This is a genomic window from Methanofollis ethanolicus, from assembly GCF_001571385.1.
GTDB classification, from domain to species: domain Archaea; phylum Halobacteriota; class Methanomicrobia; order Methanomicrobiales; family Methanofollaceae; genus Methanofollis; species Methanofollis ethanolicus.
Map to the genome: position 1 here is coordinate 393,643 of NZ_BCNW01000001.1, position 25,108 is coordinate 418,750.

The 25,108-nt window shown below is 60.5% G+C and carries 34 protein-coding genes and 2 tRNA genes; 6 read left to right on the plus strand and 30 right to left on the minus strand.

What is annotated here, in order from left to right:
- Positions 1 to 8: 8 nt before the first annotated feature.
- The 7 genes from MEFOE_RS02050 to MEFOE_RS02080 form a co-directional block, all read right to left on the minus strand.
- On the minus strand, positions 9 to 224 hold the full coding sequence (locus MEFOE_RS02050) for a winged helix-turn-helix transcriptional regulator (RefSeq protein ID WP_067047601.1): 216 nt from the start codon (positions 222 to 224) through the stop codon (positions 9 to 11).
- Positions 208 to 918: a RecT family recombinase gene (locus MEFOE_RS02055; protein WP_067047603.1), complete on the minus strand. Its 711-nt coding sequence runs from the start codon at positions 916 to 918 to the stop codon at positions 208 to 210. The genes MEFOE_RS02050 and MEFOE_RS02055 overlap by 17 nt, the downstream gene beginning before the upstream one ends.
- Positions 915 to 1,154 carry a hypothetical protein gene (locus tag MEFOE_RS02060; RefSeq protein WP_067047606.1) on the minus strand — a complete coding sequence of 80 codons (240 nt, stop codon included), beginning with the start codon at positions 1,152 to 1,154 and terminating at the stop codon, positions 915 to 917. Before MEFOE_RS02060 ends, MEFOE_RS02055 begins: the two co-directional genes overlap by 4 nt.
- Positions 1,154 to 1,390, minus strand: a complete 237-nt coding sequence (locus tag MEFOE_RS02065) for a hypothetical protein (RefSeq protein WP_067047609.1) — start codon at positions 1,388 to 1,390, stop codon at positions 1,154 to 1,156. The genes MEFOE_RS02060 and MEFOE_RS02065 overlap by 1 nt, the downstream gene beginning before the upstream one ends.
- Entirely contained in the window at positions 1,391 to 1,969 is a 579-nt protein-coding gene (locus tag MEFOE_RS02070; RefSeq protein ID WP_153015838.1) for an HNH endonuclease, read from the minus strand.
- Between the two features lie 73 nt (positions 1,970 to 2,042).
- Complete coding sequence (locus tag MEFOE_RS02075; RefSeq protein ID WP_067047615.1) at positions 2,043 to 2,609, minus strand: hypothetical protein; 567 nt, start codon at positions 2,607 to 2,609, stop codon at positions 2,043 to 2,045.
- The gene (locus MEFOE_RS02080; RefSeq protein WP_067047618.1) at positions 2,606 to 3,079 is read right to left on the minus strand and encodes a hypothetical protein; all 474 of its coding nucleotides are present in this window, start codon (positions 3,077 to 3,079) and stop codon (positions 2,606 to 2,608) included. The genes MEFOE_RS02075 and MEFOE_RS02080 overlap by 4 nt, the downstream gene beginning before the upstream one ends.
- Before the next feature lie 220 nt (positions 3,080 to 3,299).
- On the opposite strand from MEFOE_RS02080, the gene MEFOE_RS02085 reads away from it, so the two are divergent.
- Positions 3,300 to 3,587: a hypothetical protein gene (locus tag MEFOE_RS02085; RefSeq protein WP_153015839.1), complete on the plus strand. Its 288-nt coding sequence runs from the start codon at positions 3,300 to 3,302 to the stop codon at positions 3,585 to 3,587.
- Between the two features lie 314 nt (positions 3,588 to 3,901).
- Here the strand turns inward: MEFOE_RS02085 and MEFOE_RS02090 are convergent, their stop codons facing one another.
- Entirely contained in the window at positions 3,902 to 4,126 is a 225-nt protein-coding gene (locus MEFOE_RS02090; protein ID WP_067047622.1) for a hypothetical protein, read from the minus strand.
- Between the two features lie 192 nt (positions 4,127 to 4,318).
- On the opposite strand from MEFOE_RS02090, the gene MEFOE_RS13925 reads away from it, so the two are divergent.
- Complete coding sequence (locus MEFOE_RS13925) at positions 4,319 to 4,492, plus strand: hypothetical protein (RefSeq protein WP_160329471.1); 174 nt, start codon at positions 4,319 to 4,321, stop codon at positions 4,490 to 4,492.
- On the opposite strand, the gene MEFOE_RS02095 is transcribed toward MEFOE_RS13925, so the two are convergent.
- From MEFOE_RS02095 to htpX, 5 genes are all read right to left on the minus strand, one after another.
- Positions 4,487 to 4,801, minus strand: a complete 315-nt coding sequence (locus MEFOE_RS02095; protein ID WP_067047623.1) for a type II toxin-antitoxin system RelE family toxin — start codon at positions 4,799 to 4,801, stop codon at positions 4,487 to 4,489. The two genes, MEFOE_RS13925 and MEFOE_RS02095, sit on opposite strands and share 6 nt — an antisense overlap.
- Before the next feature lie 7 nt (positions 4,802 to 4,808).
- On the minus strand, positions 4,809 to 4,967 hold the full coding sequence (locus MEFOE_RS13930) for a hypothetical protein (RefSeq protein WP_160329472.1): 159 nt from the start codon (positions 4,965 to 4,967) through the stop codon (positions 4,809 to 4,811).
- A gap of 369 nt (positions 4,968 to 5,336) precedes the next feature.
- Positions 5,337 to 5,410 (minus strand) — tRNA-Val (locus MEFOE_RS02100).
- Between the two features lie 131 nt (positions 5,411 to 5,541).
- A tRNA-Gly gene (locus tag MEFOE_RS02105) sits at positions 5,542 to 5,612 on the minus strand.
- Between the two features lie 53 nt (positions 5,613 to 5,665).
- A complete protein-coding gene (htpX, locus tag MEFOE_RS02110) occupies positions 5,666 to 6,550 on the minus strand; it encodes a zinc metalloprotease HtpX (protein WP_067047624.1) in 885 nt (294 codons plus the stop codon).
- A gap of 108 nt (positions 6,551 to 6,658) precedes the next feature.
- On the opposite strand from htpX, the gene MEFOE_RS02115 reads away from it, so the two are divergent.
- Positions 6,659 to 7,423, plus strand: a complete 765-nt coding sequence (locus tag MEFOE_RS02115; RefSeq protein ID WP_067052837.1) for a sulfide-dependent adenosine diphosphate thiazole synthase — start codon at positions 6,659 to 6,661, stop codon at positions 7,421 to 7,423.
- 53 nt (positions 7,424 to 7,476) lie between these two features.
- On the plus strand, positions 7,477 to 8,127 hold the full coding sequence (locus MEFOE_RS02120) for a putative phosphothreonine lyase domain-containing protein (RefSeq protein ID WP_067052840.1): 651 nt from the start codon (positions 7,477 to 7,479) through the stop codon (positions 8,125 to 8,127).
- 572 nt (positions 8,128 to 8,699) lie between these two features.
- Here the strand turns inward: MEFOE_RS02120 and MEFOE_RS13220 are convergent.
- The 10 genes from MEFOE_RS13220 to MEFOE_RS02160 all read right to left on the minus strand — a co-directional run bounded on the left by MEFOE_RS13220 (position 8,700) and on the right by MEFOE_RS02160 (position 14,400).
- Positions 8,700 to 8,846 (minus strand): 50S ribosomal protein L40e, encoded by a 147-nt coding sequence (locus MEFOE_RS13220; RefSeq protein ID WP_083523286.1) that lies wholly within the window; start codon positions 8,844 to 8,846, stop codon positions 8,700 to 8,702.
- Between the two features lie 47 nt (positions 8,847 to 8,893).
- A complete protein-coding gene (gene rdgB, locus MEFOE_RS02125) occupies positions 8,894 to 9,445 on the minus strand; it encodes an RdgB/HAM1 family non-canonical purine NTP pyrophosphatase (protein ID WP_067052842.1) in 552 nt (183 codons plus the stop codon).
- A complete protein-coding gene (locus tag MEFOE_RS02130; RefSeq protein ID WP_067047625.1) occupies positions 9,442 to 11,001 on the minus strand; it encodes a bifunctional N(6)-L-threonylcarbamoyladenine synthase/serine/threonine protein kinase in 1,560 nt (519 codons plus the stop codon). Before MEFOE_RS02130 ends, rdgB begins: the two co-directional genes overlap by 4 nt.
- A gap of 2 nt (positions 11,002 to 11,003) precedes the next feature.
- The gene (locus tag MEFOE_RS13225) at positions 11,004 to 11,186 is read right to left on the minus strand and encodes a 30S ribosomal protein S27ae (RefSeq protein WP_083523287.1); all 183 of its coding nucleotides are present in this window, start codon (positions 11,184 to 11,186) and stop codon (positions 11,004 to 11,006) included.
- A gap of 1 nt (position 11,187) precedes the next feature.
- Positions 11,188 to 11,484, minus strand: coding sequence for a 30S ribosomal protein S24e (locus MEFOE_RS02135; RefSeq protein ID WP_067047626.1), 297 nt, complete (start codon positions 11,482 to 11,484; stop codon positions 11,188 to 11,190).
- Positions 11,485 to 11,547: 63 nt separating this feature from the next.
- Positions 11,548 to 12,033: a GTP-dependent dephospho-CoA kinase family protein gene (locus tag MEFOE_RS02140; RefSeq protein ID WP_067047627.1), complete on the minus strand. Its 486-nt coding sequence runs from the start codon at positions 12,031 to 12,033 to the stop codon at positions 11,548 to 11,550.
- The gene (gene spt4, locus MEFOE_RS02145) at positions 12,033 to 12,239 is read right to left on the minus strand and encodes a transcription elongation factor subunit Spt4 (protein WP_067047628.1); all 207 of its coding nucleotides are present in this window, start codon (positions 12,237 to 12,239) and stop codon (positions 12,033 to 12,035) included. The genes MEFOE_RS02140 and spt4 overlap by 1 nt, the downstream gene beginning before the upstream one ends.
- A complete protein-coding gene (locus MEFOE_RS02150; protein WP_067047630.1) occupies positions 12,223 to 12,798 on the minus strand; it encodes a DNA-directed RNA polymerase in 576 nt (191 codons plus the stop codon). The genes spt4 and MEFOE_RS02150 overlap by 17 nt, the downstream gene beginning before the upstream one ends.
- A gap of 1 nt (position 12,799) precedes the next feature.
- The gene (locus tag MEFOE_RS02155; protein ID WP_067047632.1) at positions 12,800 to 13,180 is read right to left on the minus strand and encodes a PIN domain-containing protein; all 381 of its coding nucleotides are present in this window, start codon (positions 13,178 to 13,180) and stop codon (positions 12,800 to 12,802) included.
- Positions 13,177 to 14,400: a translation initiation factor IF-2 subunit gamma gene (locus tag MEFOE_RS02160; protein WP_394326506.1), complete on the minus strand. Its 1,224-nt coding sequence runs from the start codon at positions 14,398 to 14,400 to the stop codon at positions 13,177 to 13,179. The genes MEFOE_RS02155 and MEFOE_RS02160 overlap by 4 nt, the downstream gene beginning before the upstream one ends.
- Positions 14,401 to 14,602: 202 nt before the next feature.
- Here MEFOE_RS02160 and nikR point away from each other — a divergent pair, with 202 nt between their 5' ends.
- Complete coding sequence (gene nikR / locus MEFOE_RS02165) at positions 14,603 to 15,031, plus strand: nickel-responsive transcriptional regulator NikR (protein ID WP_067047638.1); 429 nt, start codon at positions 14,603 to 14,605, stop codon at positions 15,029 to 15,031.
- On the opposite strand, the gene MEFOE_RS02170 is transcribed toward nikR, so the two are convergent.
- Positions 15,028 to 15,315 carry a DUF2098 domain-containing protein gene (locus tag MEFOE_RS02170; RefSeq protein ID WP_067047640.1) on the minus strand — a complete coding sequence of 96 codons (288 nt, stop codon included), beginning with the start codon at positions 15,313 to 15,315 and terminating at the stop codon, positions 15,028 to 15,030. The two genes, nikR and MEFOE_RS02170, sit on opposite strands and share 4 nt — an antisense overlap.
- A 53-nt stretch (positions 15,316 to 15,368) precedes the next feature.
- On the opposite strand from MEFOE_RS02170, the gene MEFOE_RS02175 reads away from it, so the two are divergent.
- Positions 15,369 to 16,544, plus strand: a complete 1,176-nt coding sequence (locus tag MEFOE_RS02175) for a YcaO-related McrA-glycine thioamidation protein (protein WP_067047644.1) — start codon at positions 15,369 to 15,371, stop codon at positions 16,542 to 16,544.
- A 292-nt stretch (positions 16,545 to 16,836) separates the two neighbouring features.
- Here the strand turns inward: MEFOE_RS02175 and MEFOE_RS02180 are convergent, their stop codons facing one another.
- The 6 genes from MEFOE_RS02180 to MEFOE_RS02205 form a co-directional block, all read right to left on the minus strand.
- The gene (locus MEFOE_RS02180; protein ID WP_067047647.1) at positions 16,837 to 17,802 is read right to left on the minus strand and encodes a histone deacetylase family protein; all 966 of its coding nucleotides are present in this window, start codon (positions 17,800 to 17,802) and stop codon (positions 16,837 to 16,839) included.
- The gene (locus MEFOE_RS02185; RefSeq protein WP_067047650.1) at positions 17,802 to 20,357 is read right to left on the minus strand and encodes an oligosaccharyl transferase, archaeosortase A system-associated; all 2,556 of its coding nucleotides are present in this window, start codon (positions 20,355 to 20,357) and stop codon (positions 17,802 to 17,804) included. The genes MEFOE_RS02180 and MEFOE_RS02185 overlap by 1 nt, the downstream gene beginning before the upstream one ends.
- A gap of 87 nt (positions 20,358 to 20,444) precedes the next feature.
- Entirely contained in the window at positions 20,445 to 21,581 is a 1,137-nt protein-coding gene (locus tag MEFOE_RS02190; RefSeq protein WP_067047653.1) for a glycosyltransferase, read from the minus strand.
- Positions 21,582 to 21,590: 9 nt separating this feature from the next.
- Positions 21,591 to 23,039: a nucleotide sugar dehydrogenase gene (locus tag MEFOE_RS02195; RefSeq protein WP_067047655.1), complete on the minus strand. Its 1,449-nt coding sequence runs from the start codon at positions 23,037 to 23,039 to the stop codon at positions 21,591 to 21,593.
- 70 nt (positions 23,040 to 23,109) lie between these two features.
- On the minus strand, positions 23,110 to 24,021 hold the full coding sequence (locus tag MEFOE_RS02200; protein WP_067047658.1) for a Gfo/Idh/MocA family protein: 912 nt from the start codon (positions 24,019 to 24,021) through the stop codon (positions 23,110 to 23,112).
- Entirely contained in the window at positions 24,022 to 25,107 is a 1,086-nt protein-coding gene (locus MEFOE_RS02205) for a DegT/DnrJ/EryC1/StrS family aminotransferase (protein WP_067047660.1), read from the minus strand.
- Between the last annotated feature and the right edge of the window lies 1 nt (position 25,108).

A 25,108-nucleotide genomic window follows, 5' to 3' on the forward strand; every position in this document is an offset into this window, starting at 1 on the left:
CCGGGGAGTTAGGATTGTTTTTCCCGGGGCATGAACGCCTTGAGTTCAGGGTTGTGGACGAACACCAGAGGCAGTTTGATGTTCAGCCGCTTGCATGCGGCTTGAACGGCAGACTCGCTCACACCCAATTTTTCCGCGATATCGGGGTTATGCAGTCCTGCCCGTTTCTGCTCGATGATCCACTCCCGATCGGAGAGTTCCGGGCAATTAAGATCCTTTGCCATGGTCCTGTCTCCATAACTCGTTTGCGCACTCGTCGCAGATGCCTCCCGGGAGGGTCAATCCCGCCTGTTCAAATGCCGCCTGGTATTTCTCCCGGTATGCCGGGACCATCGGGTCGTGCTTCCCGCAGCGGGAGCACTTCCCAGGCGGCCGCATTACTTCCGCCGGCTCACCGTTGATGGTGGCCGTTGTCGTCGTCGGTTCATACTCTGTCGGCTCAAACTCCGCTTCGTCGTACAACCCGGTGATACAGAACGCTCGCCGGAGTGCGTGACTTTCCGCGCATTTCTGCAGCATGACGTACGGCATCTTCTCCCAGGCCCCCGGTTTCTTGCCCGGAGGGGTCGGCCGGAAGAACTCCTCCAGCCGGACCGTTACCCGGAACGGGTGGTTCATTTTCTTGTGCCAGACCGTGCAGGTCGCGCTGAAGAGTTTCCCGTTCCGCTCCTCGAAGGTTGTTTCCATTCCGTCGAAGTCCCCGGACCGGTGCGCGAGCATCAGAAACCCATCCCGGCCGACGAAGATCCCCGCCGGCGTCGCCCAGATCTGACGGGCGAACGGGTCCAACTTGTACCGCTTCGCCAGTTCCAGCATGAGCATGAACTGCTCCGGACTGCAGCCCTTCGCCACGGTCTCCAGCAGGATCTCCCGCTGGTGGGGGGAATACTCCCCGGCAACGGCGATATCGGTTGTCATACCGCCTTCCTCGCCAGCACATCGTGCCGGTATTGCACGTCCCTCAGGAACCCGGCAGCCAGCCCGAAGGCTTCAGCCCGGCCACGAAGATACTCCCGATCCGTCATGCGGATGACTTTCACCGACAACTGCCGGCAGTCCTCTTCGGCGCACTCCAACCAGTCGATCAGGTCGTCGATTGAGTCAATGTCGAGATCGTCCACAGGGGAGCCGATCCGTATGTTCTCATCAGTCATCACTGACCGCCCCCTGCGAGGAGTTCAGCCGCAAGTTTCCGGAGTTCATAGGCTGCCTTGATCTTCGCTCTGAAACCTTCCGGGTCCCGGAAGTTTCCATAGACCTTGATGCAGCCGCCCTTCCCGGGTGTCCCTACCTCGATGCTGTCGGGGTCTTCGGAGATGTGGATGTGCCGATACTCCACTACAGCCGCGTTCAGTCCGGACCCGGCCGGCAGAGTGATACCAGGAGCCATTCACACCGCCCCCTTTCCCGCTTCAGGAACCACCGGCGGGTATGCCTTCCCCCGGATGATGTTTGATATCTGTTGCTGAGGTAATCCGTACTCACGCGCCAACTGTCGTTGCGTCAGCCGGCCATGCCCCTTCGGGAGGTGTCGCGTTTCAACCCACCGCCGCCGGATCTCCTCGGCCTGTAGGTTCGTGAGTTTCGCACGAGGGTGCTCCTCTCCCCATTTGCCGCCACCGGGTGCGTTCGGGTTGTGGCAATTCTCCAGGGGTGACACCAGTCGAAGGTTTGAAATCCGGTTGTCGGTTTTGTTACCGTTGATGTGGTCGATCTGCTGGTCCCGTTCCTCCGGGACGGTCCCGCCGTGGGCGCCGATCCAGACGGCCCGGTGGTGCATGATTGCGACGGCCATCCCGTTCCACTTCGTCCCGATTACCAGGTAGCCGTTTGATAGGGTGCCTTTCACCTCTGCGTGAAAGCGGTTGTAGATTGTGCCTTCGTGTGGGACAACGTACCAGTCTCCCCGCAGGAACTTCTGCGATGCAACGAGATCAGAGAGGTAGGGGATGGTGCTGGAGTCGGTCATCACTCCACCTCCCCGCCGTTCAACCATTTCTGGTGTTTTTCGAGGATTGTGGTGATTTCCGAGATCTGCGACATTACGGCACCTCGATGATCGGTGCGATCGTCTTCTCAAGTCGCCGTAACCGGCTTTCGTGGTCTTTCGGCGTTTCGCCCACGAATTTCAGCGGGGGATACACCTTATCTTCCAGGTCGAAAAGCCGGCCATCCATCGACGCAAACAGTCGGCCGTGGGTGTTCTCCATCTCCACTACCCGCCGTTCGATAGCTTCAAGTCTCCGGGTGAGGATAGAACTAAGCGTCGCATCAGTCGGGGTGGGTATCAAGGTGCCAGGCACAGCCCGGCAACCGTGAAACACAGCCAGCCGTGTAACCTCCTTCTCAAAGGATGCTATGCGGGTGCGTATCGCCTCGTTGATGCCGGCGTAAATGTTGGGGTTGTCCCCCGCGTCGCGTATGGAAACAGTTGACAGCCGTTCATACACAACGAGGGGTTCGCCCTCTACACTCATCTTCTGTGTAACTTCTATGCGCGGGAACGTGTTGTCCCCGATGTTCTGAGTCTCCGACGAGTAGAAGATCTCTCCTCGTCCGAAGTCCGCTATCCTCTTGAAATCCGAGAGTTCAAACACTGTCTTGATCATTCTGCTTTCACCCCTGCGTAGTGTGCCAGGGCCACTTTCGACCGGTGTTCTTCAATCTCAACCTTGTGATACGCTGCGTATGTTCTCAGGATCTGCCAGATCTCGTCCTCGCTGAAGGTCCGCCCGGTTTGCCGGAGCACTTCCGCGTTCAGGTCATTCTTCAGAACCTTGAAGGCAGTTCTGAGGCCCTTCATGGCGATGAGGGGGAGGCCGACCTTCCCGATGTACTCCAGCAGTACCTTTTCGTCGTCGTGCCGCCGGTCGCCGTGCTCGCGCATCTGCTCGATCCAGTCACGCGTTACGGGGTCAAGTTTCCCGGCTGCGTCTGCACATGCCGCACCGTGAACGGTGACAGTGATGCAGGCGCGCAGATACTCCGAGCGGGAAGTGAACCCCATGTACGGGATCTGTTCGTCGAGGGTGGTGAGATCGTGATCGGCCGCGACGAAGTGCACCGTTTTTTCACTCATCTGTACTTCTCCGGGTTTTCATCCACGTGGCTCCTGATGAGGGCCATGATCGTAGGGCTGGCATCACGGGGGTGCCGGGCCTTAAATTTTGACCAGGTCTCTTTGTCCTTCTGCCCAACAGAGAGTGTTACGTTCTCAGCCAAGTTTCATCGTTCCTCCACTATGTTATCAGTGCTGTTACAGCACTGCATACATGGATACGTGGTGCCCGTATTTATAGATGCTGTTTTATACCGCTTCAACCTCAGATATGTGTAGAGTGAGAATGGGGATAGAATCTAAGAAATCTCAAGTTGCATGTCGCGTGAGTAGAGAAATATTCGATAAGGTAAAGGCTCTGACTCAGGGAGATGACCCCCCTTTTGAGAGCGTCAGCGAATATCTCTATAGTCTCATCGTGGCAGACCTGGGACGCCGAGAAATGGGTGCTGACGTAGCAACCTATCAGTTACTGGATCTCCTGAAAAAACCTGAGATCCAAGCAGAGATCAAGCGCCTTCTGAAGTGACTGCTCCCCCGACTTCAGTCGTGGGCTTTCTGCCATTAGATCGTAAGCATGTATTTTGTACCATGTACAATGTACAAACTTCGATTTCTTTTCCTAGGGAACACCCCCCCATTCCAACAGACCCTCTGTTGCTATTTAAGAGATAATATATACAAGAAAAGACATATCCTACAACACGGTGTGAATAACACACTCTTCTTCTGAAGTGGGTGTGAACCTGCTGGAGTACCCCCCATACATCTTTTTCACGAAATCGAAGTTTGTACATTGTACATGGTACAAAATACATGCGTGAGTATACTGAGGCCCGGCCATCAGGCAGGGTCATTCAGCAGAATCTCTTTGATCCGTCCGATAATAGTCGGGGACAACAGCGCCCGGACGAAGGGGTCGCTGTAGTCTATCCTTTGTGCCTCTCTGCTTTCCCGTGCTCCGGAGTACTGCCTATGGCTCTCCTTCGCCACACCCTTTTCGGGCCTATGTTCATCGGGTTCCGGGATCGCGTCCGCACATCGTTCTGATGTTGCTTGTAGGTCCATAGGCAAACCCATCAAGAGGGTGGGGCGGTGCTCACCGTTAACCCTGTTACCGCGCGGTGTGAAAGTGAAAATGTGTTAACGCAACTTTGTTGGACTGCCTATCGGGTCTGCATTGCGGGTCTGCATAGCGTCCCAGCGTGAAAGTGATCCTCGTCCAAAACTATATCTTTCCAGATACCGACATCATCGCGTATGCCGACGAAGACGGTAGTCGAGCGGAAGAAGGCAGCAACCCCGAAGACTAAGAGAACCCTTACTCAGGCTGAAATCCAAGCCAGTATCGATAGACTGGATGCAGACATGCGGAAATGGGGGGAGGGTCGGAAATATACTCACGATGAGATAAAAAAGATGCTGGGGCTATAAATCGACGTGTGAGTACTTCTTGTGCGCCGCCTCGAAACCCATAACCTCGTGGATTTCCACAGATGTTTTTTGCTCTGCTTTCATCACCTTATAAAACACCGTGTATTTCCTCTGAATATGTAGCCGGTGAGTGTTCTCCTTCCCTTTCAGTTTCTTCTTGTTGCACTGTTTGATCGAAGTCAACAGGTGTTCGCCCAGGCAAAACTCTATTTTCTGGATGATTTTTTTGACATACTCGTTATCTCCGCGCTTGATTGCCTGAAGATGTTTTTTTGCCGTCTCTGTGTATGTGATCTCGTATTTCGTCATACATCCCTCAGACCTCGATGCCTCGTGCACGCAGTGCGGCGATCACGCCCTGTTCTGCCGCCTCAGACATCGGGATGCTCGCTTCCTTCGCCAGGAGGTAGACGTTCTCGCGGATGTAGATGGAAGTCTGCTGAAATACCTCTCCCTTTGCATTGATTCGCTTCATAGCCAGTACGTGGCGGGTATTGCCTCTTAAAGAGCGGGTGCCACGCGTCGCCCCCGTTGACCCCCCCTTGACCTGTGGCACCCTCTCTTTATGGTGGTCTAAGCAGAGTCTCAGATACACAAATATGTCCGCATGTGTCCGGACATGTCCGGACAGGAGAAAAGAGAAATGAAAAAAGGAGAAAAAGCAAAGCCGACGATAATCCACCGGATTAGGAAACGGATGCACACAACGGTATCCCCGGAAACGTATGATTATCTGAAAGAAACTGCTCTAAACGTGGGCCAATTGCTCGATAGCGCTGTTTCTGAACTCCGAAAACTAAGGCACCACAATCTGGTCTTAATTTCACAAAACAAGGAAAAAGAATGGGCCCGGGGCGATTCGAACGCCCGACCTCCGCCGTGTGAAGGCGACGTCATAGCCAGCTAGACCACGAGCCCGTGTTCGTACATCATTGGAGGAGATGCGTAATAAACCTTCTTCCTCCCTCCGTGCCGGTGACGGCGTGACCGCTTCGGGACGATGAGGAGGGCGCAGGAAGGGTGGATGAGAAAACAGCCTCAGAAGGAAATGCATCGACCGGGAATTGAACCCGGGCTATTGGCTTGGAAGGCCAAAGTCATGCCACTAGACCATCGATGCAGGGGTACCGTACGATATTCGCACCGATGACATAAAATGGTATTGCCGGGGGTTTACCGCGGCATATACCCGATCTCTTCTTCGAGGGCCTCGAGGGCAGCGACCCGCTTCTCCAGGGCCGGGTGGGTGGAGAAGAGCTCCATGATGGTGTTCCCCGAGAGAGCCGGGATGATGAAGAAGGCATTCGCCCCTGAGACCTCCTGCTTCTTCTCCGGCGGGATCATGTCCATCCTCCCGCTGATCTTGTTGAGCGCGGAGATGAGGGCGCGGGGCTTGCCCGTGATGTACGCACTGCCCGCGTCGGCCGCGAACTCCCGATAGCGGGAGAGAGTGCGGATCAGCAGGGTGGCAACGATCCAGACAACGATCGAGACGACCCAGGCGGCCATCCAGGCGCCCCCCTCCCGGCGGTCGCCGAGGGAGAAGAGCCAGGCGTTCTGCATGATGATCGCCGCCACCATTGCCAGGAACGAGGCGATGGTCAGGGTCATGACGTCCCTGTTCTTCACGTGTGCGATCTCGTGGGCGAGCACCGCCTCAAGTTCGTCGCGGGTGAGGAGACGCATGATCGAGTCGGTCGCCGCCACCACCGCGTGGGAGGGGCTCCTGCCGGTCGCGAAGGCATTGGGCACCGGGGAGGGCATGATGGCCACGCGGGGCTTGGGGATCCCTGCCTCTGCGGCGAGTTTCTCCACGATCCTGTGAAGCTCCGGGTACTCCTCCTCGCTCACTTCCTGGGCGCCCGTGCTCATGAGCACCAGCCTGTCGGAGAAGAAGTACTGCGCGAAGGCCATCACCGCGGCGATGGCGACAAGACTCCACGGACCGATGCCGAACAGGCTCCCGAGTATCGTGAGGAAGATCAGGTAGACCAGGAGCAGGAGTGCCCAGGTCATGAGCTGCCTCATTGTGAGCCCGAAGTCACGTTTCCACTGCATATTACTATGAAGTATCCTCTCTCACCCTATAATACCTGTGAAACTACGAACAGTTGAAGAATCCCTATTTCTATGTGCGCTTCCCAATAATGCATCGACATGAACCAGATGGAACTCGATGAAGTGACAATCAGCAGGGCCATCCTGAAAACCCAGATGGAGACGATGGTCGAGTACCTCGACCTCGATGTCGCCGTTATCGGCGGCGGCCCGTCCGGCATCACCTGCGCCGCCCTGCTTGCAGAGAAAGGACTGAAAGTCGGTCTTATTGAGAAGAAACTCTCCATCGGTGGCGGCATGTGGGGCGGCGGCATGATGTTCCCGCGGATCGTCGTCCAGGCAGCGGCAAAGCGCCTCCTCGACCGCTTCGGCATCGCCTCGACCGAGGCCGAACCCGGCTATTATGTCGCGAAGTCTGTCGAGTCCGTCTCCAAACTCACTGCCGCCGCCTGCACCGCGGGTGCCGAGTTCTTCAACCTCATCGCCGTCGAGGACGTCGTCGTCAAGGCCGACGGCCGGGTCTCGGGCCTCGTCATCAACTGGAGCCCGGTCGAGATGGCCGGCCTCCACGTCGACCCCCTCACCATCAGGTGCCGCGCCGTCGTCGACGCCACCGGCCACGACGCCACCATCTGTCACATGGTCGCGAAGAAGGGCGGCGACCTCCCCATCCGCGGCGAGGGCTATATGTGGGCCGACAGGGCCGAGGGCAACATCCTGGACCACACGAAGGAAGTCTTCCCTGGTCTCTTCGTCTGCGGCATGGCCGCGAACGCCGTCGGCGGCGAGTGCCGTATGGGCCCGATCTTCGGCGGCATGCTCCTCTCCGGCGAGAGGGCCGCCGCCCTCGTCGCCGCCGCGCTCAGGACCTGACCCTCCGGCCAGGAATGATAACCTTTTTTGATCGCCTCTCCAACGAGATGATCATGGACGAAGTCGATTCCGAGGCACTTGCCGATGCCGCCTACGGCATCTTCGAGATCCTGCTGAACAGAGGACTCCTTGCACGCGGCGACCCCCTCTTTGCCCGCGTCGAAGGAGGGGTCGACTTCCAGGACGACTTCCTGGCGATCTTCGCCGACTTCCAGGCCGAGTACCCGCCCCTCGCCGCCGCCCTCGTCGGGCGCTTCGGGAGCGCGGCCGCCATCTACCATCTCATCTCAGGGGGCGAGGGCGTCACCCCCTCGAAGACGACGGAGACCTACTGGATCATCGCCGACGACCCCGGGGCCGGGGACGTCGAACCCTACGGTGAGCAGGCCGGCAAATGGCTCATCTTCTGCGAGACCGCGGAGGTCGACGCCCTCTGGAAAAAGATCAGGGACGCTACCGTCGCCGGCGACCTCGGCGTCTCCGCAAAAGTGAGCACCGCACGCCCCAATCCCGACTCCCGGGACGAGAGGAAAGTGGTCTACGTCTATACCCGCGACTGGAGCGACGAGGCCGACGTCATGCGGGTCAGGTCGGCGCTCAGGGCCCTCGGCGTCGAGCAGAGGATAGGCTACAAGCGCAACCTCGAGACCTTTGCCGGGGAGTACGCGGAAGAGGGCAAGAAGGTCACGTACTACAGCGCCTGAATATTCCTTTTTTTTGGTTTTGTAGAATCGAGCATGAGTCCAGGAGGGAGACTCAAGCATATCGCATGAAAATTGTTCTGAGGAGATCGTCTGGTCGACGTGCCTTCCCGCACGCTCGCGCCGGGGGACTACGCCAAAAATCAAAGATTTTCGAGCGGCAGCCTCCTAGAACCAGCACGCAAGAACAGGATATCTCCAGTTATCATTCCAGAAAGTACTCTCGCGGGAGGGTTTCTACAGTGCCTTTTTTTTAGTTTTTTTTGAAAACCCTCATGTGGAGTGAAAGTTTCCAGAAGAGATCGCGGGAGAATTCCTGTTCCCGGATGCCGGTGGCGGAGGACTGCTGCCCCCGGGAATTGTATTGGAAGAGGAGGGGGATCAGCGCTTCCTCTCCTGATATCTGGAGAAGAGACCACTCTCGTATGACGATCTCAACAGAACACTTGTTCAAACGTCCGGACCGCTCGGGAGGGGACGTGCAGACGACCGCAGATACTCTCCGGGCAAGAACACAGAAAAGTATGGTGAGGGTACCTGCCGTGCGGCCGGTCGCACGTCCCTCTCTATCCTGTTTACGCCTTGCGTTCCTTGTTCTTGGGGCGGAGGTGCTTGTAGCCGCACTTGCGGCACTGTGTTGCTCTCAGTGCATTCCGTGCGTTGCAGCGCATGCAAACCATGACGTTGAGCAACCTTGCTTCTGCTTCAGGGAACCGTGCCATATCTTATCTCACCACTATTCGTTCTAAGTACAACGACGTTTGTCCACTTAAGGATATTGATCCTCCAGCCAGGCCCGAAAGGCCGCGAGCGCCCGCGCCCTGTGGGAGATCAGGTTCTTCTCCGCGAGCGGGATCTCGGCGAATGTCCTGCTGCCGACCGCGAAGATCGGGTCGTACCCGAACCCCACGCCCCCCCTCGGTGCGTCGGCCACCTCGCCCTTGACGATGCCGGAGAAGACCCTGACCTCGCCGGCCTCGTCCGCGTAGGCGATCGCCGTCTCGAAGTGGGCCTGCCTGTCCTCCCTCCCTGCCATCAACCTGAGGACTCCCTCGTTCCCGATCGTCCCCTGGACATACGCGGCGTACGGGCCAGGAAAACCGTTCAGGGCATCGATCGAGAAGGCCGTGTCGTCGACGATCAACGGCCGCCGCACCTGCTCCCAGGCGTATCGCGCCTTCTCGCGGGCGATGTTCCTGACATCGTTGTCCCTGTACTCCGGGATATCGAGACTGATATGCTCCACCTCGGCGACGCCTGCAAAGAAACTCGCCACCTCCTCGGCCTTGTGCCTGTTGGAGGTCACGACCGCGATCCTCAGAGGTACCGCCCCCGCCTTTCGATCTCCTCTTCGCGCGTCCTGACACCCTCTGCCCCGGGGAGGGCCGTGGCATAGCCGCGGAGGAAGGCCTCCCTTAACTTGTCGGGGTTCTCTGTCGTGCTCTCCAGGGTCTGGAAGAGCACATGGAGGTCCACGCCCCTGTCCTCGATCTCGGAGGACGAATGAGCAAGCCCGAAGTCGATGAGCACGCACCTGCCGCCCCGCTCGATCATGTTCGAGGTCGTCAGGTCGCCGTGGACGATCCCGGCGGCATGGAGACGACCGACCGCGACACCGGCGCGCTCCAGGTTCTCCGGCGTCGTGGCGTCCCGCAGGATCGTCCCCTCGACCCTCTCCATCATGATCGTGTCGCCGGTGACATCAAAGAGGATCGGCGTCGACACCCCGGCCTTCCTGGCTGCGGCGATCAGCCGCGCCTCGGCCCGCGTCCTCTCTGTGATCAGGCGGGTATCCAGGGCCGCGGCCCGATAGGACTTCGAGACCCGCCTCTTCATCACCGTATCATCGTCGATCGTTACGACCGCCTCCGCGCCCCGGCGCGGCCCCTCCTCGGCCGGGCGCAGCACCTCGCCGTGCCGCCAGACCACGTCCACCTCATTGGCGCGGTAGTGGGAGTTCGCCCGCGACGCCTCGACCGGGACCGTCGCCCCGCTCTCCAGCATGATGCGGCCTGTGTAGGCGATCATCGCACCATTATCGCCGCAGAACTGCCGCTCGGGCACGAAGAGTTCGGCGCCCCTCTCCTCGCACATCGTCTTCAGCATCTCGCGGAGCCGCCCATTTGCGGCGACACCGCCGACCAGGAGTACCTCGTCCTTGCCTGCCTGGGCGAGGGCCCGTTCGGTCACCTCGACACACATCCCGAAGGCCGTCTCCTGGAGAGAGTGGCAGACGTCTTCGATGTCCGCCCTGCTCTCCTGGGCGGCGGATATCAGGCCGGAAAAGGCGAGGTCCATTCCTTTCACCGTATAGGGCAGGTCGATATACCGCCCGCCGCGGGCGAGTGCCTCGATCTTCGGCCCGCCCGGGTGGGGGAAGTCCTTGCTCCGGGCAAACTTGTCCAGCCCGTTTCCGAGTCCGATATCCAGGGTCTCGCCGAAGATGCGGTACCGGCCATTCAGGTAGCCGAGCACCTGGGTGTTCGCCCCTGAGACGTACAGGGTGATCGGGTCCCTGCACCCTGTCGCCCACTGGCCGATCTCGACATGCGCGACACAGTGGTTTACCCCGATCAGGGGCACGTCGAGGGCGAGGGCAAGGGCTCTCGCCGCCGTCGCCACAGTCCGCAGGCAGGGGCCGAGCCCCGGCCCCTGCGAGAAGGCCACCGCCGTGATCTCGTCCGGATCCGTAAGCACGCGGGAGACGACCTCCCGCATCGCGGAGGCATGGTGCTGGGCGGCCTCCCGCGGGTGAATCCCGCCGCTCAGAGGCTGATACGGACTGGAGTAGAGGGAAACAAGATCCTCACCGAAAATAGCGGCACTGAGGTTCCAGGCCGTCCCCTCAATACCCAGTACCTTTCCGCCCTTCTGCATCCTTATTCTGAAAACTCAGTATAGCCGCACTTCCCGCAGGCAAGGCGACCCTTGTGCTGGGCCATGAAGACGCCCACCCCGCAACGGGGACAGTACTTCCGCTGTGGCACTGCCTTGTCACCCTCGACCGAGAAATAGGCGCTGCGCTTTACTGCAGCCGGTGCAGCCTTCTTCGCCGCCGCCATTTTACTCGGCCCCCTCTGCTGCCTTCGGGGCGCTCCTCTTGAGGAGGTACTCGCGCTCGGTCATCTTCAGGTTCTCCTCGTCGTCATAGATCCTGGCGACGCCCCGGAGTTCCATCATGCCGAACTGCTTCTTCGTTGAGTCGAGCACCGTCAGGTTTTCCTTGACATTCAGGAGGGCAGCCATTTTTCCGAGGATCTGTGCCCTCGAAGGTGTTGCGCCGTCGTAGGTAAGGGTAAAATGCACTTCCCTCCGGCTCAGAAGTTCATTCCGGTAGTCACGGGTGATCTCAAATTCCATCGATATCCCTCAAATATTGTCTACATATTTATTTAAAGCATGGGGGTTGATCCGGATCCCGGGTTATACCGGGACAAATTGGGAATATAGATCGTTTGCAAGAGTTTTCAGGTCTTCTGTGACGATGCAGGCCACCAGCCCCTCTCCTGGCTGCCCGTACAGGATCACCGATCCCTCGGGGGCGAGACGGGCGAGCGGGATCACCGCCAGATCCTCCTCCCCGTCGACGATGATAAGGACAGGCGGGTGCTCCACGGCATCTTCGAGGGCCCTGACCAGTTCCTCAGTGAGGGTGCCTGCCGGATTCTTCACCTGCACCCGGCGGTGGGCACAGAGGGGAGTCTTTGCACAGGGCGCCCGCATCGTATATCCGTCGATGACGGCGATCTCAGTCGACCCCCCTGCCGCCAGCAGGTTGTGCGTCACCACGTCCCCCACCGTATAGACGGTTCTGCCTGCAAGCAGGGGGAGAGCGTCGACAAGTTCGGGAAAGAGCCTGCCGATTGGCTTTTTGAAACGGTCTCTGTACTCGTCAGGGAGGCGGAGCATCAACGGACCTTCAGAGCGTACCTGCCGGGCATTTCGAGGTTCATCCGCCGTGCAATCTCCGATCCTTCCGGGTTGATGATAATGAGGTACCCTGCCCAGTCCTCGGTGAGGTTCGTCGACCCGCAGGTCACACAGGACTCTCCCTCGACGACCTTGTGGCAGTCGCGGCAGACCTTCACCATCTTCTTCTTACGCGCTGGCGCCATGGCTCTCCTGCTCCTTTGTGCGCTCTTCGACAAGCCATTTTTCCGTGCCGAGACCGGCCTGCCGCATCGTCAGCCCGATCTTGCTCTCGCGGGGCTCGCGCTCGTTGAGGCTCAGGGTCACCACCCGGCAGCGGATCCCGTCCCCGACCTGGATGGCCCGGCCTGACTCCTGGCAGTTGAGGGTGTTGTTCTTCTCGTCGTAGGTGATGAAGTCGTCGGAGATCTGGCTCACGTGGAGCATCGCGTCGATCGGCCCCAGAGAGATGAACGCCCCGAAACTCGTCGTTTCCACGACCTCCCCTTCGATCACTTCCTGAAGGGCGATCCTGAGCACCAGAGCCTCGAAGGTGACGTCATAATAAACTGCCCCATCGCCGGGGACGATCTCTCCCTCGCCGACCCTGTCGATCGTGGTCACGGCAATGAAGATGCCGATCTCTTTGTCTATGCTCCCTTCGAGCTGTTTCTGGAGTTCGTCCAGGATAACAGTTTCCAGGTCCTCGCCAAGGCGGTGCGGCGGCACCCTGACCTTGTCCTCGAGCGTCACACGATAATACATGCTATCCCCTTAAAATTTCCAATTTTTTCTGGTTTCTCAATGAGATTACAGGGACGCCCGCCGCGAGAAGGGCATTCCTCAGGCGGCGGTCGTTCGTCGCCACCATGCACCCCTCTGCGGCCGCGTACGCCTCCACGCGGTCGTCGACCGCCCGGGCACTACTCTGGCTCTCGACCTCGCGGCAGCGCTCTGCGAACATCAGCCCGGCCCGTGCCGCGGCGGCGTTGTTTCCACCGCCCCGGGCAAGCCCCTCCAGCTCACGCTTCACGTCGGCGAGCACGAGCGGTTCATACTTCCCGAGGAGGGATCTGAGTTCCTCGAAGAGATCGATGCGGAACTGCACGGGCATCATCAGGGCGTTGGTGTCCAGGAGCACCTTCACTCGGCAAGGATCCCCATGCCGATCAGACGCCACCGCCCTTCGACCTGGCGGCTGATCGCAATCCTCGCTCCCGCATCCGCACATACCGGCCTCTTCAGGACCACTTCTGCCTGGTCCTTCTTCGTGTTCGTCACCACGCCGACGGTCACTGCCGTGCCCACCGAGAGCATCAGCGGTTCCTTGTGCTTCAGCGGCGTGATATCCAGTTCGCTCCCTGAACCGACGACCCTGTCCATCAACTTCACGGTGAAGGTAAGGTGGTCGTGGATCGGCGGGAGGTCACCGACATGCCCTGCGACCTGGCCGACAAGGGTGTCGCTCTTCGTGATCGCGGGGTCGAGCTTCGTGCCGAGTGCCATCAGCCCACCAGGCGCCGCCTCACTCACTTTCTTGTCGCCGGTGTGGATCGCGACGACCTTGGTGATGATCGGTTCCCAGACCGTCTTGTTCTCGGTCTGGGTCTGGATGCCCGGCCTGATCTCGATCTCTTCGCCGTCTTTGATGACGCCGCTTGTCAGAGACCCGCCGATCACGCCGCCCTTCAGGTCGCGCCAGTTCGCTCCCGGCTTGTTGATGTCGAAGGAGCGGGCGATGAGCATCCTGGCCGGTGCCTCGGGGTCGCGCTCAGGGATCGGGATATTTTTGTCGAGTGCATCGATGAGGGCCCCGATATTGATCCCTTTCTGGGCAGAAACCGGGATAATGGGTGCGTTCTCAGCGATTGTTCCCTTCACGAACTTTTTTATCTGGCTATAGTGTTTGAGGGCGTCTGCCTGGGAGACGACGTCGATCTTGTTCTGAACGATGACGATATTCTTGATCCCCACCAGTTCGAGAGCCGAAAGGTGTTCCTTCGTCTGAGGCTGTGGGCAGGGCTCGTTTGCGGCGATGACAAGCATTGCGCCGTCCATCAGGGCCGAGCCCGAGAGCATCGTTGCCATCAGGGTCTCGTGGCCGGGTGCGTCCACGAAGGAGACGGTCCTGAACGGGGTGCAGGCGGCCCCGCAGATCGGGCAGACGTCCTTCGTGGAATAGGCTTCGCTCCCCTCATGGTTTTCACAGCGGTAGAAGGTGGCGTCGGCATAGCCGAGCCTGATCGAGATCCCCCGCTTCATCTCCTCACTGTGGCGGTCGGTCCACATCCCGGTGAGTCCGGAGACGAGGGTCGTCTTGCCGTGGTCCACGTGCCCGACAAGTCCGATATTGACGTTGGGTATCATAGCATCATGCAAACTGATTCAAACCTCCCTTCCTATATATATCGCACTCTTTATAGATAAATCGGTGCCGGACACGGGGGCCGGAAAATCCCGGGGAGGGCCGGGCGTTGCATACGATGTATGTTTCTGTTTCGGCAGAGGCAATGAATTGGTGTTACGCGCAATGCCATGCTTTATATTTTTACGCGTACTACAGGATCGTATGAACCCAGAGAGCGAACTCTCCAGGATCGGCATCTCGCTGCCGAAGAACCTGCTCGACAAGTTCGACGGCATCATCAGCGCACGGGGCTACTCCTCACGTTCCGAGGGTATCAGGGATGCGATCCGGAGTTACATCACCTACTACCAGTGGATGTCCGACGTCAAGGGCGAGAGGCAGGGCGTGATCACGATGGTCTATGACCACGAGCAGCGCGGCCTCCTCCAGACGATCACCGACATCCAGCACGAGTACATCCATACCATCCAGGCATCGATGCATGCCCATCTCAGCCATGACCAGTGCATGGAAGTGATCCTCCTCCGCGGCGACGGTGCGGCCCTCAAGACGATTGCCGAGCGGCTCATGTCCCAGAAGGGTGTGGAATCGGTAAAATTGACGACGATACCGATTGAGAAGGAGGATTAACCCCCTCCCTCACAGGCATTGTCGATGTTCTTCCAGGCGTCTCCGAGGTCTTTGCCGAACTCCCTCTCTCTCCTGATGAGGTCGTCGGCGCTCTCCTCTCTCTCTTCCCGGGTGCGTCCCGGCTGTGCGGCAGGTTCCAGCGTGTCGACCCGGTACAGCAGGCCTGTGGTATCGATCTCGGCAAAGGTTTCCCCCCTGACCTCCTCGATCCTCGTCACCTTCCCGGCCGTGCCGGTCCGCGGGTAGCGTACCGCCATCCCGACAGCGATCTCCGCGGTCTCCATGCAGGAGAATAGAGCGTGAAGATATAAAATATCGCCCGGCCAATCCCCTGATAATGTCCTTCACCTTCAACCACGTCAAAAAATGTTTTTTCGACGGCACCCACCGTTCATGCTCCCCTGAGGAGACTCTGCAGGTCATCGGGCCCATGATGGACGAGATCGGCGTCGTCTCGGTCGAGGACGTCACCTCTCTCGACCGCCTGGGCATCCCCTGTTTCTCGGCCTTCCGCCCGCGTGCCGCCATCGGTGCGGCAAAATATCATGCCGGCAAGGGGAAGGGGCCCCTGCAGGCCGAGGTCTCCGCGATGATGGAGGCGGTCGAACGCTACTCCGGCGAGTATCATGGCGACCGTATGGAGTACGCGAGTTTCGAGGAACTCGGGCCGATACGGGCCCTCGACCCGGCCGACCTCATCCTGCCGCGGCCCCTGGAGAAGGACGAGAAGATCCACTGGAGCCCGGCCACAGACATCCTGAACGACGAAGAGCTCCTCGTGCCCTCGAATGCCGTCTTCCATCCGTACGACTGCCTGGGCATGACCGTTCCCCTCTTCACCTCGGACACGAACGGCCTTGCCGCGGGGAATATCATGGAGGAGGCCGTCCTCCATGCACTCCTCGAAGTGATCGAGCGCGACGCCCTCTCGCGGGCCGAAAGGCTGCGGAATATGGGGCGGCGCCTTGCGGTCGGCGCCGACGGCCCGGTGCGGGAGGTCGTCGATCTCTTTGAGGGGCACGGCATCGCTGTCCACCTCTGGCTCCTGGAGGGGCGGACCGGCATCCCGACGGTCGCCGCGGCTGCCGACGACACGGTCACGAAGGACCCCGCCCTCCTGGTGATGGGCGCCGGAACCCATCCCGACCCGACGATCGCGGCCCTCCGCGCCCTCACCGAGGTGGCGCAGAGCCGTGCGAGCCAGCTCCAGGGCGGCCGGGTCAACGAGGGCCGGCAGCACCTGATCGAACGGGCTGGCTACGAGAGGATGAAGCGGATCAATGGTGCGTGGTTCCGAGAGGCCCCGTCGGTTCCGATCGAGGAGATCCCTAACCGTGCAACCGCGTATTTCGACGACGACATCAGAGTCGTTCTCGACGAGGTGGCGACCTCGGCCGACCGCGTCCTTCTCTGCGACCTCACGAGGACTGCCGTCCCGGTCGTCCGGGTGATCGTGCCGGGCTTCGAGGTCTCGCACATGAACTGCGACCGGGTCCCCCGCAGGCAGGGGTGAAACCCCCGGTACACTCTTTCGGGAAGATAGTGGATCGTTGCCCTCCCCGGGGGGTTTCACCCCCCGATCCCCCCATCTTTAGGATAGGGACGGGATGGCAATCTCTCTCCTCAGGATCTCTGCTCTATCTTGATGGCAGGGGCGACGAACGTAGCGAGCATGAGAAAATCTTTGATTTTCGAGGTAGTCCCCCGGTCTCGATTATGAGGACGGTGGTCGGCCTGCACCTCTCTTCTGGAGCCCTGAGGGGTCTCTCCTGACCCGCAGTATGAAGACATCTCCAGAGCCCGACTTAGTACATCATCAATTTTCTGAGCCGCGAGACCAGAGCCACCGTGCCGGGCCGCGGGGGTGCGGTCTCCTCCTCAAACTTCTTTCCACGCAGAGCGGCGAAGATCGCGGCGATCGCCTTCCCGTGCGACGGGCCGTACCCGCCTTCGAGGACGAGGGCCGTAGGCAGGTCAAGAGAGAGGGCGAGGTTTGTCAGGAGCCCGTAGTCGTCCGGAGACAGGCGCATCTCTCCGTGCGGGTCGTCGGCGAGGGCGTCCTGCCCGGCTGAGATGATCAAGAGGTCAGGGCGGTGCGCCCGGACCGCGGGGAGAAAGACCCCGGCAAAGAGGAAGGCATAGTCCGCGATCCCGCCGCCCGGCGCGATGGGCGCGTTGAGGCTGAACCCCCTGCCTGCGCCGGTGCCGACCTCCTCAGGCCATCCGGTTCCCGGAAACCCGCCCTTCTGGTGGACAGAGAGGTAGAGCACGCGGTCGGAGGCGAGAAAGATCTCCTGGGTGCCGTTCCCGTGGTGCAGGTCCCAGTCCAGAATCGCAACGCGGTCCACCTCCTGGAGGGCCTTTGCCGCGGCAAAGGCGGCATTGTTGAAGATGCAGAAGCCCATCTGCCGTGCGGGTCTGGCATGGTGGCCGGGCGGGCGGACCAGGGCAAAACAGTTCTCGCCATCGAGGGCGCGCTCAGCCGCGGCGGCGGCCGACCCCGCGGCGGTGAGAGCGACCTCCAGGGTCGAGGGGGTGATATAGGTATTGTCATCGAGAAAACAGCATCCCCTGCCCATCTCCCTGATCCACCGCACATAGGCCGGGTCATGGACGATCTCGATCTCGGCCGGGTCGGCCGCGACAGGGGGGCGGACAGGGATGTCTGGGGGGAGGCCTTCGAGGACCTCCCGCAGGCGGGCGCCTGTCTCGGCGCCTCCCTCCATATCGTGTTTCGCAAACACCCTGCCGGTGATCGCGGACGCTTTCATCAGTTGATGGTTAATCCCTGCATGACGGCGTCCTCGGACACGTCAAAGGTCTGGCCGGTCCCGACGATCCGGTACGGCCCGGCCGCACGCACGTCATAGGGCGTGCCCGAGGTGGAATACGGCACCACGAACTCGCCGTTGATGCTCTCCTGCCTGTAGGTGAAGGTCCTTCCCGTGTTTGCGGTCAGGCTCACCTCGATCGTCCCCTCCCCTTTGATATGAGCGCCCGGGACGAACTCGAAGACCTTGACATATCTGATGTCCGGGGTCTTTGAGGAGTATGAGTTCTGGCTTGACTCATGGACGAGCCTGAAGTGCTGAAGTGCCGGTGCCTCGCTCCCGGCCATGGTAAGGTTGTTCTCGAGGCCGATGGTCCCGGCGTGCATCCCTGCCTGCGCCTTCGCGTTGTAGGCCTCCACCTTCGCCTGTGCGGTGTCCGCGTCCAGGATCGAGAGATTCGTCATCACGGGCAGGCCGTAACCGGCCGCGGCGGCATCGGCGTACTCGGTGTAGTAGACCCGGTCTGATGCGGACATCGAGCCGTCGAAGTTATGGAGGCGTGAGGTCATCGTCTGGAAGTACGCGGGGGTGTAGATTCTGTGCTGTACGAGTGTGTCCTGGTCGGCAGGGACAAGCCAGGTCTGCTGGTAGGGCTGTGGCCCGGCCTTCGGGTCGAACCAGGTTGCCATCGCCCAGAACTTTCCGGTGTCCATCATGGTGTCGGTGATCACGTACCTGGTCCCGTCGTGTGTCAGGATCTCAGCCGCCGTATCCTCGTTCTGCGCCATGAAGAATGCCGCCGAACCGTTCGGACCGGTGACCCCGTGCTGGAAGGGATTGCAGTTCGGGATGCGCTTGGCGAGGAAAGTAATGAAATGGCCATAGTCCCACCAGGTCATCACGCCATACGACTCGGCCGGGTACTGGAACGAGTCCTTTTCATAACTCTTGTAATAGTCAACGCCTGTATCAGGGGTATTGCTCCCCATCCATTCGAGTGTCTCGCGCCACTGCGGGTGCATGCCGCCGTAGGCAGACCCCTCCGCCATGGCAAGGCCTACCTGAAGGGAGGAGATGATGAAGAAGACCGAGAGAATGACGACGATGACGCTGCCGAGGAGCACCACGGGGTCGCTCCCTCCGGATGGTTTTTTCTCTTCTTTCCTGTTCTTCCCTGTTTTTTTATCGAGAGGTGCTGCGACCTCGGAGACACGGTGTGCGGCAACCTCCTGCCATCCGCGCTCAAGGACGAACCCGGCGAAAAGGCCGGCAAGGAGGGCGATGTTCACCGAAAGATAATACTCGTACCTGTTGTGCTGCCAGGTGGAGAGGAGGATGATCGCCGACCAGATCAGGACGAAAAGGTAATCGACCCGGTGTTTCTGGAATATTCCATAGAGGAGGACGGCAAAACCGCCGGCCATCAGGAGCAACCCGACATTGAAGGTATACCAGGCGGCCTCGATGCTCCAGGGCATCGCCTCCTCGACTGTGTTGGCCTCGGCCGACTGGCCGAAGAAGGCGAAGAAGTTCCCGATGAGGACGTCGAAGAGTGCCGGGGCTGCGACCTTGAGGAGAATGGCGACAACCATGCCGATGGTGGCGAGGATGACCGGGTAGATGTATGCCGGTTTGTCCCGCGTCGCCCGTGCCAGGGCATAGAGCGCCCAGCTCCCGATGATGATTGCAAGATAGGCGAGCACGTGCCCCGGCGTGTACCGGGCGAGACCGAGGCCTTCATGCTGGAACCCGAAGAGGAAGAGCCCGATGATCGCGACGGCAAAGACCACGGTGTTGATGACGGCGAGGTTCCAGGTCTCCTTCTTCTCCCATGTGTCGATGAGGTACTGGAAGAGTGTGTAGACGGCGACGATCATCGCAAGCAGGATCATCGTCGGCATCACGAAGAGGCCGAGGAGATAGGCGACACCGGCAAAGATTCCCAGTATCGCCGGCTTCTTCAGGCCATTCGGAGAGGAGAGGTCGATCTTTTCGGCATGCACTGCTTTAATGGCGACGATATACGCGAGCACGAAGAGGGTCGAGAAGAGCACCTCCGCGATGTGATGGTCGACGAAGCCGAAGAGAGATCGGTACAGGAAGTGCCCCGATACGACAGCCGTAAAGCCCGCAGCAAGGAGGCCGGTCTTCCAGTCAGAAAGCCTCCTCCCGAGAAGGTAGACCAGGGGGACCATGGCGGCACCCATCAACGGGGGGACGATGGCGCCGACGAACATGATCTCTGGCCGCGTCGTCGCCCCGACAAGGATCGCGAGGGCTGCGATGATCGTCGGGAAGAGGGGACCCCAGTAGATGATATCTCCCTGGGGGTACAGGGTCATGGGGTCGAACCATGCATAGGCGAGGCCGTTGGCGGTGAGCGCCTCGACCTGCCTCATGTTATACCAGGGGTCGATTCCCTGGAGGTCAACCTCTCCCCCGGCAGTCAGGCCCGCCATCGGGATGAGGCGGACCCAGAGTGCAAAGAGAGAGAAGATGATGATGAATCCTGCTATAAGCCAGGTATTTCTGTCCTTGAGATCAAATGATGGCATTACACACTCCTGTTATGTCTGTTTCACTGTGGATGATTAATATATTGAGTCGATATGGTTCTGGAATATTTATGCTGCTCGTGATTTTCAGCCGACAAGTTCCTTCAGCACTTTTTCCATCTCTGCCGCCCGCCTCTTCCAGCTGAACTGTTCGGCGTCGATGGAGAATGAGGTACAGTGATCGATCTTCTCCTCGACGAGACTGATGAACTCTTCGTTGTTGCGGTAGATGGAGAGGTGGTCCCCCCCGATCTGTTCCATATCCGGGATGGGCCGGGAGAGGATCGGTTTCGCGCAGGCTGAATACTCGAAGAACTTGTTCGGGAGGGCGATGTTTGCCCACTGCGGGGGAGACAGGGGGATGGTGCAGACGTCCATGGCCGCGATGTAGCCGGGCAGGTCTGTGTGCTCCACTGTCCCGGTGAAGGTGACGTGGTCTCTGAGGCCGAGGGAGATGGCCCCGGTTTTCAGGTCATCGAGGTACCCGGTGAAGAGAGATCCTCCGACGACAAGGAGGTGGACGTTGCCGTGACGGCTACGGATCGCAGGGAGGAGCCTGATGAGGTTGTCGATAGCGTACCAGCGTTCGACAGACCCGGCAAAACCAATGACGAACTCCTCTTCCCCGATGCCGAGGCGCTTTCGCATCTTCGAACCGTCCATCGGCCTGAAGATCTCGGTGTTGACACCGTTCGTGATCACTCCGGCCTCGTAGCCATGGCCCTGGAGTTGTCGGGCCAGGGAGGGGGAGACGGTCGTGATCCGGTCACTGTGGTCGAGGTTGTAGCGTGTGATCGCCCAGACCCCGTCGCGGATGACGCGTCTGGCAAGGGGGTTCGTATAATAGGCTGCGGCAGAGTCAGGGAACCAGTCCTTCAGGTCGAAAAGCACAGGAACCCCTGCCTTCTTTGCCTCCCTGATCACTGCGGTGCCGGCGAGCACCTGAGCGGCGACGACAACGTCGATCCCCTCGTCTCTGATGATCCTCCTCATCACGGTGGCATGATACGGGGCGTTGAGGGTGTAGTGGAGGAGCGGGCTTTTGAGGGGGAACATCGTCGCCTCATGGACATGGAGGCGTGTCTCTCTCTCCTTGCCGTCGCTCACGTGAAAGTGGGGAACATGCACCTCGTGTCTTTTTGCCAGTTCCTCGAAGATGTAGTGGTGGCGGGAGGGGACCGGGTGGTGGATGTAGTCCTGTGTGGAGACGAGGAGGATCTTCATGGTCTCTCCTCAGTCCCGGAGGTCGTGGCCGTTTTTGTCGCCCCTGCCGATGCTGCGGTACGTGAAACCCGCGTCGATCCAGGCATCCGGCTCGACGACATTCCGGCCGTCGACGACCGCCGGGTGGGGGCAGGCGCAGAGCGCCTTTACTTCTGCCGGCACGAGTCTCCTGTACTCCTTGTGTCCGGCAAAGATGGCGACCGCATCCGCGCCGCTGAGTACCGCTTCAAGATCCTTCGACAATCCCGGCGGCACGTCGGGTGCGGTTTCCGGGTCGACCCAGGGGTCGTGGACGCGGACCTCCGCGCCTGCGGCCGTCGCCGCCTCGTAGAAGGGTTCTGCCGGTGTGTTCCTCGCGTCGTCCGAGTCGTTGATGAAGGCCCAGCCGAGGAGGGCGATCTTCGCGCCCTTCAGGGTCTTGCCCGCCTGTTTGAGTGCAGACTCTGTAAGATGGAGCATGTGCGTCGGCATGAAGTCGTTGATGCCGCGGGCGAGGGTGTACAGGGACTCTCGGCCCTCGGGGAAGTCGAGTGCATCCGGCCCGAGTTGTTGCACGCCGCGTTCGAGATGGTAGGTGTCCTTGGTGAGGCAGTGACCGCCGACGCCTGCGCCCGGCCAGAGGACGGCGCGGGTGATCCCCTCGCCCTTGAGGGAGGCGACGCCGGCACGCACGTCGTAGACATTGATGCCCATCGCCTCGCAGTACAGAGCGAGCTGGTTGACGGCGGCGATCTGGAGGTCGCGGAAAGTGTTCTCCGCGGTCTTCGTCACCTCGGCGGCGGTGGCGGTCATCGGGATGACGTGTCCTGTGGTGAGGACGGGCGAGTAGAGTTCGACGGCCCGGCGGGTGGAAACGTCGTCGATGCCGCCGACGATGCGGTCGTGCTCGCGGATGTTCTTGAGCAACCTTCCGACCATCACCCTCTCGGGTGCGTGGGCGAGGGCGAAGTCCTCGCCTGCGACGAGGCCCGACTCCTCTTCCAGGATCTCGCGGGCCATTCCTGCAGTCGTCCCCGGCGTGATCGTCGATTCGAGCACGACGAGGGTGCCGGGCGTGAGGTATCTCCCGACATTCCTGATCCCCGCGATGAGAGGGGTGAAGTCGGGGAGGAGGTCTTTCTTGTCCGCAAACGGCGTCTGGATGGCGAGCGTCACCGCGTCGCACTCGGCGATCTTCGAGAAGTCGGGGGTACACTCAAATTTTCCGGCTGAGACGACCTTCTGGAGGAGGTCTTCGAGCCCGGGCTCCTCGCCCTTCAGGGGCGACTCGCCCCGGTTCAGCATCTCAATTTTGTAGCCAGACGAGGGGGAGTCTCTCTGGAAGCCGTAGACATGCTCGAATGCCGGGGCATCGGCGAAGAGCACCGCCGCGGGGATGCCCACATAGCCCATGCCGATGACGCCGACCCGCCGGATCGGGCCTTTCCGTGCTATGATCGATGAGAGTCTGTCTTTCATGGTGATCCCGGAACCTGAATGAATATGTGCGTGCAGGGATAAAGTAGCCAGCGGTCGAGGAAAAAAGGGATCAGATGGAGAGGCTGCCCCTGATCTCCTCGCAGATCCTGAGGTTTTCAAGCCCCTCTGCCGGCGATACCGGGAAGGGCGTGCCGTCGCGTGCCGCCCTGACAAAAGTCTGGAGTTCGATCTTCAGGGGCTCGACCTTGTTCACGAGCACCTTCTCGATGATGTTCTCCTGGCGGTACAGCCCGTTTTCCTGGCCGTATGCGCCGGGTTTCCGGTAGACATAGACCTCCTGGGTCATGAAGTCGCCCTCGATCGTCAGGTCCTCCTCCTCGACATAGATCGTCCTGACCTTCTTCGAGGACTTCCTGCTTGCGGAGAGATAGACCGGCGTCGTCCCGAAGGTGAGGAGCGCCCCTGCGATGTCGGCGGTGCCGCTGCTCCTGAGGGTGTACGGGCCGTTGAAGAGGGCGTGGAAGACGATGTCGATGTCGTGGATCATCAGGTCCTCGACGACAGAGGACCCGGTCACCCGTGCCGATGCCGGGTTGTGCCGTGAGATCTGGACATAGAGGGGATCTTTGACGAGCCTTTTCACCTCGTCGACGACCGGGTTGAAGCGCTCGATGTGGCCGACGCCGACGGTGATGTCGTCCGGGATCAGGCCGAGGAGTTGCTTCCCCTCCTCGGCGGTGAGGCAGATCGGCTTTTCGATGAGGGTGTGCACCCCGGCCCCGATGACCTGTCCTGCCGTCGAAAAGTGGTACGGCGTCGGGACGCAGACCGAGATGCACTCGGCCTTCCGCAGGAGTTCGTCCATCGAGTGGCAGACCTCGGCGTCGTTCGCGGCTGCGACTCTCTCTGCGGCCGCCGCATCGAGGTCGTAGACATAGGTCGTGCCGACCTCTTTCAACTCGGTGTAGACCCGCACATGGTTCCTGCCCATCGTGCCGGTGCCGATGACGCCTGCGTCCATCTAGATCACCTCGTTGATCGCATCGCAGATGTACGCCCTCTCCTCGTCGGTCACTGCCGGGTGGACGGGGATGGAGAAGACGGATGCTGCAAGCGACTCGGCGACCGGGCAGGAGGCATTCAGGCCTGCAAAGACGGGCTGGCGGTTGAGCGGGACAGGGTAGTGGACTGCGGTCCCGATCCCCTTCTCCCGGAGACGGGCCATGAACGCGTCCCGTGAGAGGGCCGCCTCTTCGGTCACCCGCAACACGTACTGGTGGTAGACATGGGTCATGCCCTCTGCCACGGGCGGGGTGAGGATGCCGGGTGCGCGGATGTGACCGTCATAGTATGCGGCGGTCTCCTGCCGGCGCCTGTTGAAACCGTCGAGTTTCGAGAGTTGCACGAGGCCGATCGCAGCGGCTATGTCGGTGAGACGGTAGTTGTAGCCGAGTTCGGTGTGGAGGTACTTGTCTGACTGGCCGTGGTTGATGACCCGGCGGAGGCGGGCGTCGTAGTCGTCCGAGGACGTCGTGACCATGCCACCCTCGCCTGTCGCCATGTTCTTCGTTGCATAGAAGGAGAAACAGGCGAGGTCGCCGAGCGACCCGGCCCTCTGTCCACGGTATTCGGCGCCATGGGCCTGGGCGGCGTCCTCGATGAAGACGAGGTGGCGGTCGTCGCAGACCTCCCGGATAGCCCCGACGTCGCAGGGCTGGCCGTACAGGTGGACGCCGATCACGGCCTTTGTCCGCGGCGTGACGAGATCTTCAACGGAGGCCGGGTCGATGGTGAAGAGTGCGGGGTCGACGTCGGCGAAGACGGGCGTTGCGCCGCACATCAAGACGGACGACGCCGTCGCAAAGAAGGTGAAGGCCGGGACGATCACCTCGTCGCCCGGGCCGACGCCTGCCGCGAGCAGGGCGGCATGGAGGGCGGCCGTGCCTGAGTTGACGGCGACGGCGTGCCTGGCCCCGCAATATCTGGCGAACTGTTCTTCGAACATAGCCGTGCGGCCGCCCTGTGCGATCATGCCTGATGCAAGGACCGCCGTCACGGCGTCCGCTTCCTCAGCCCCGAGAAGGGGGCGTGCGATCGGGATCGTCATA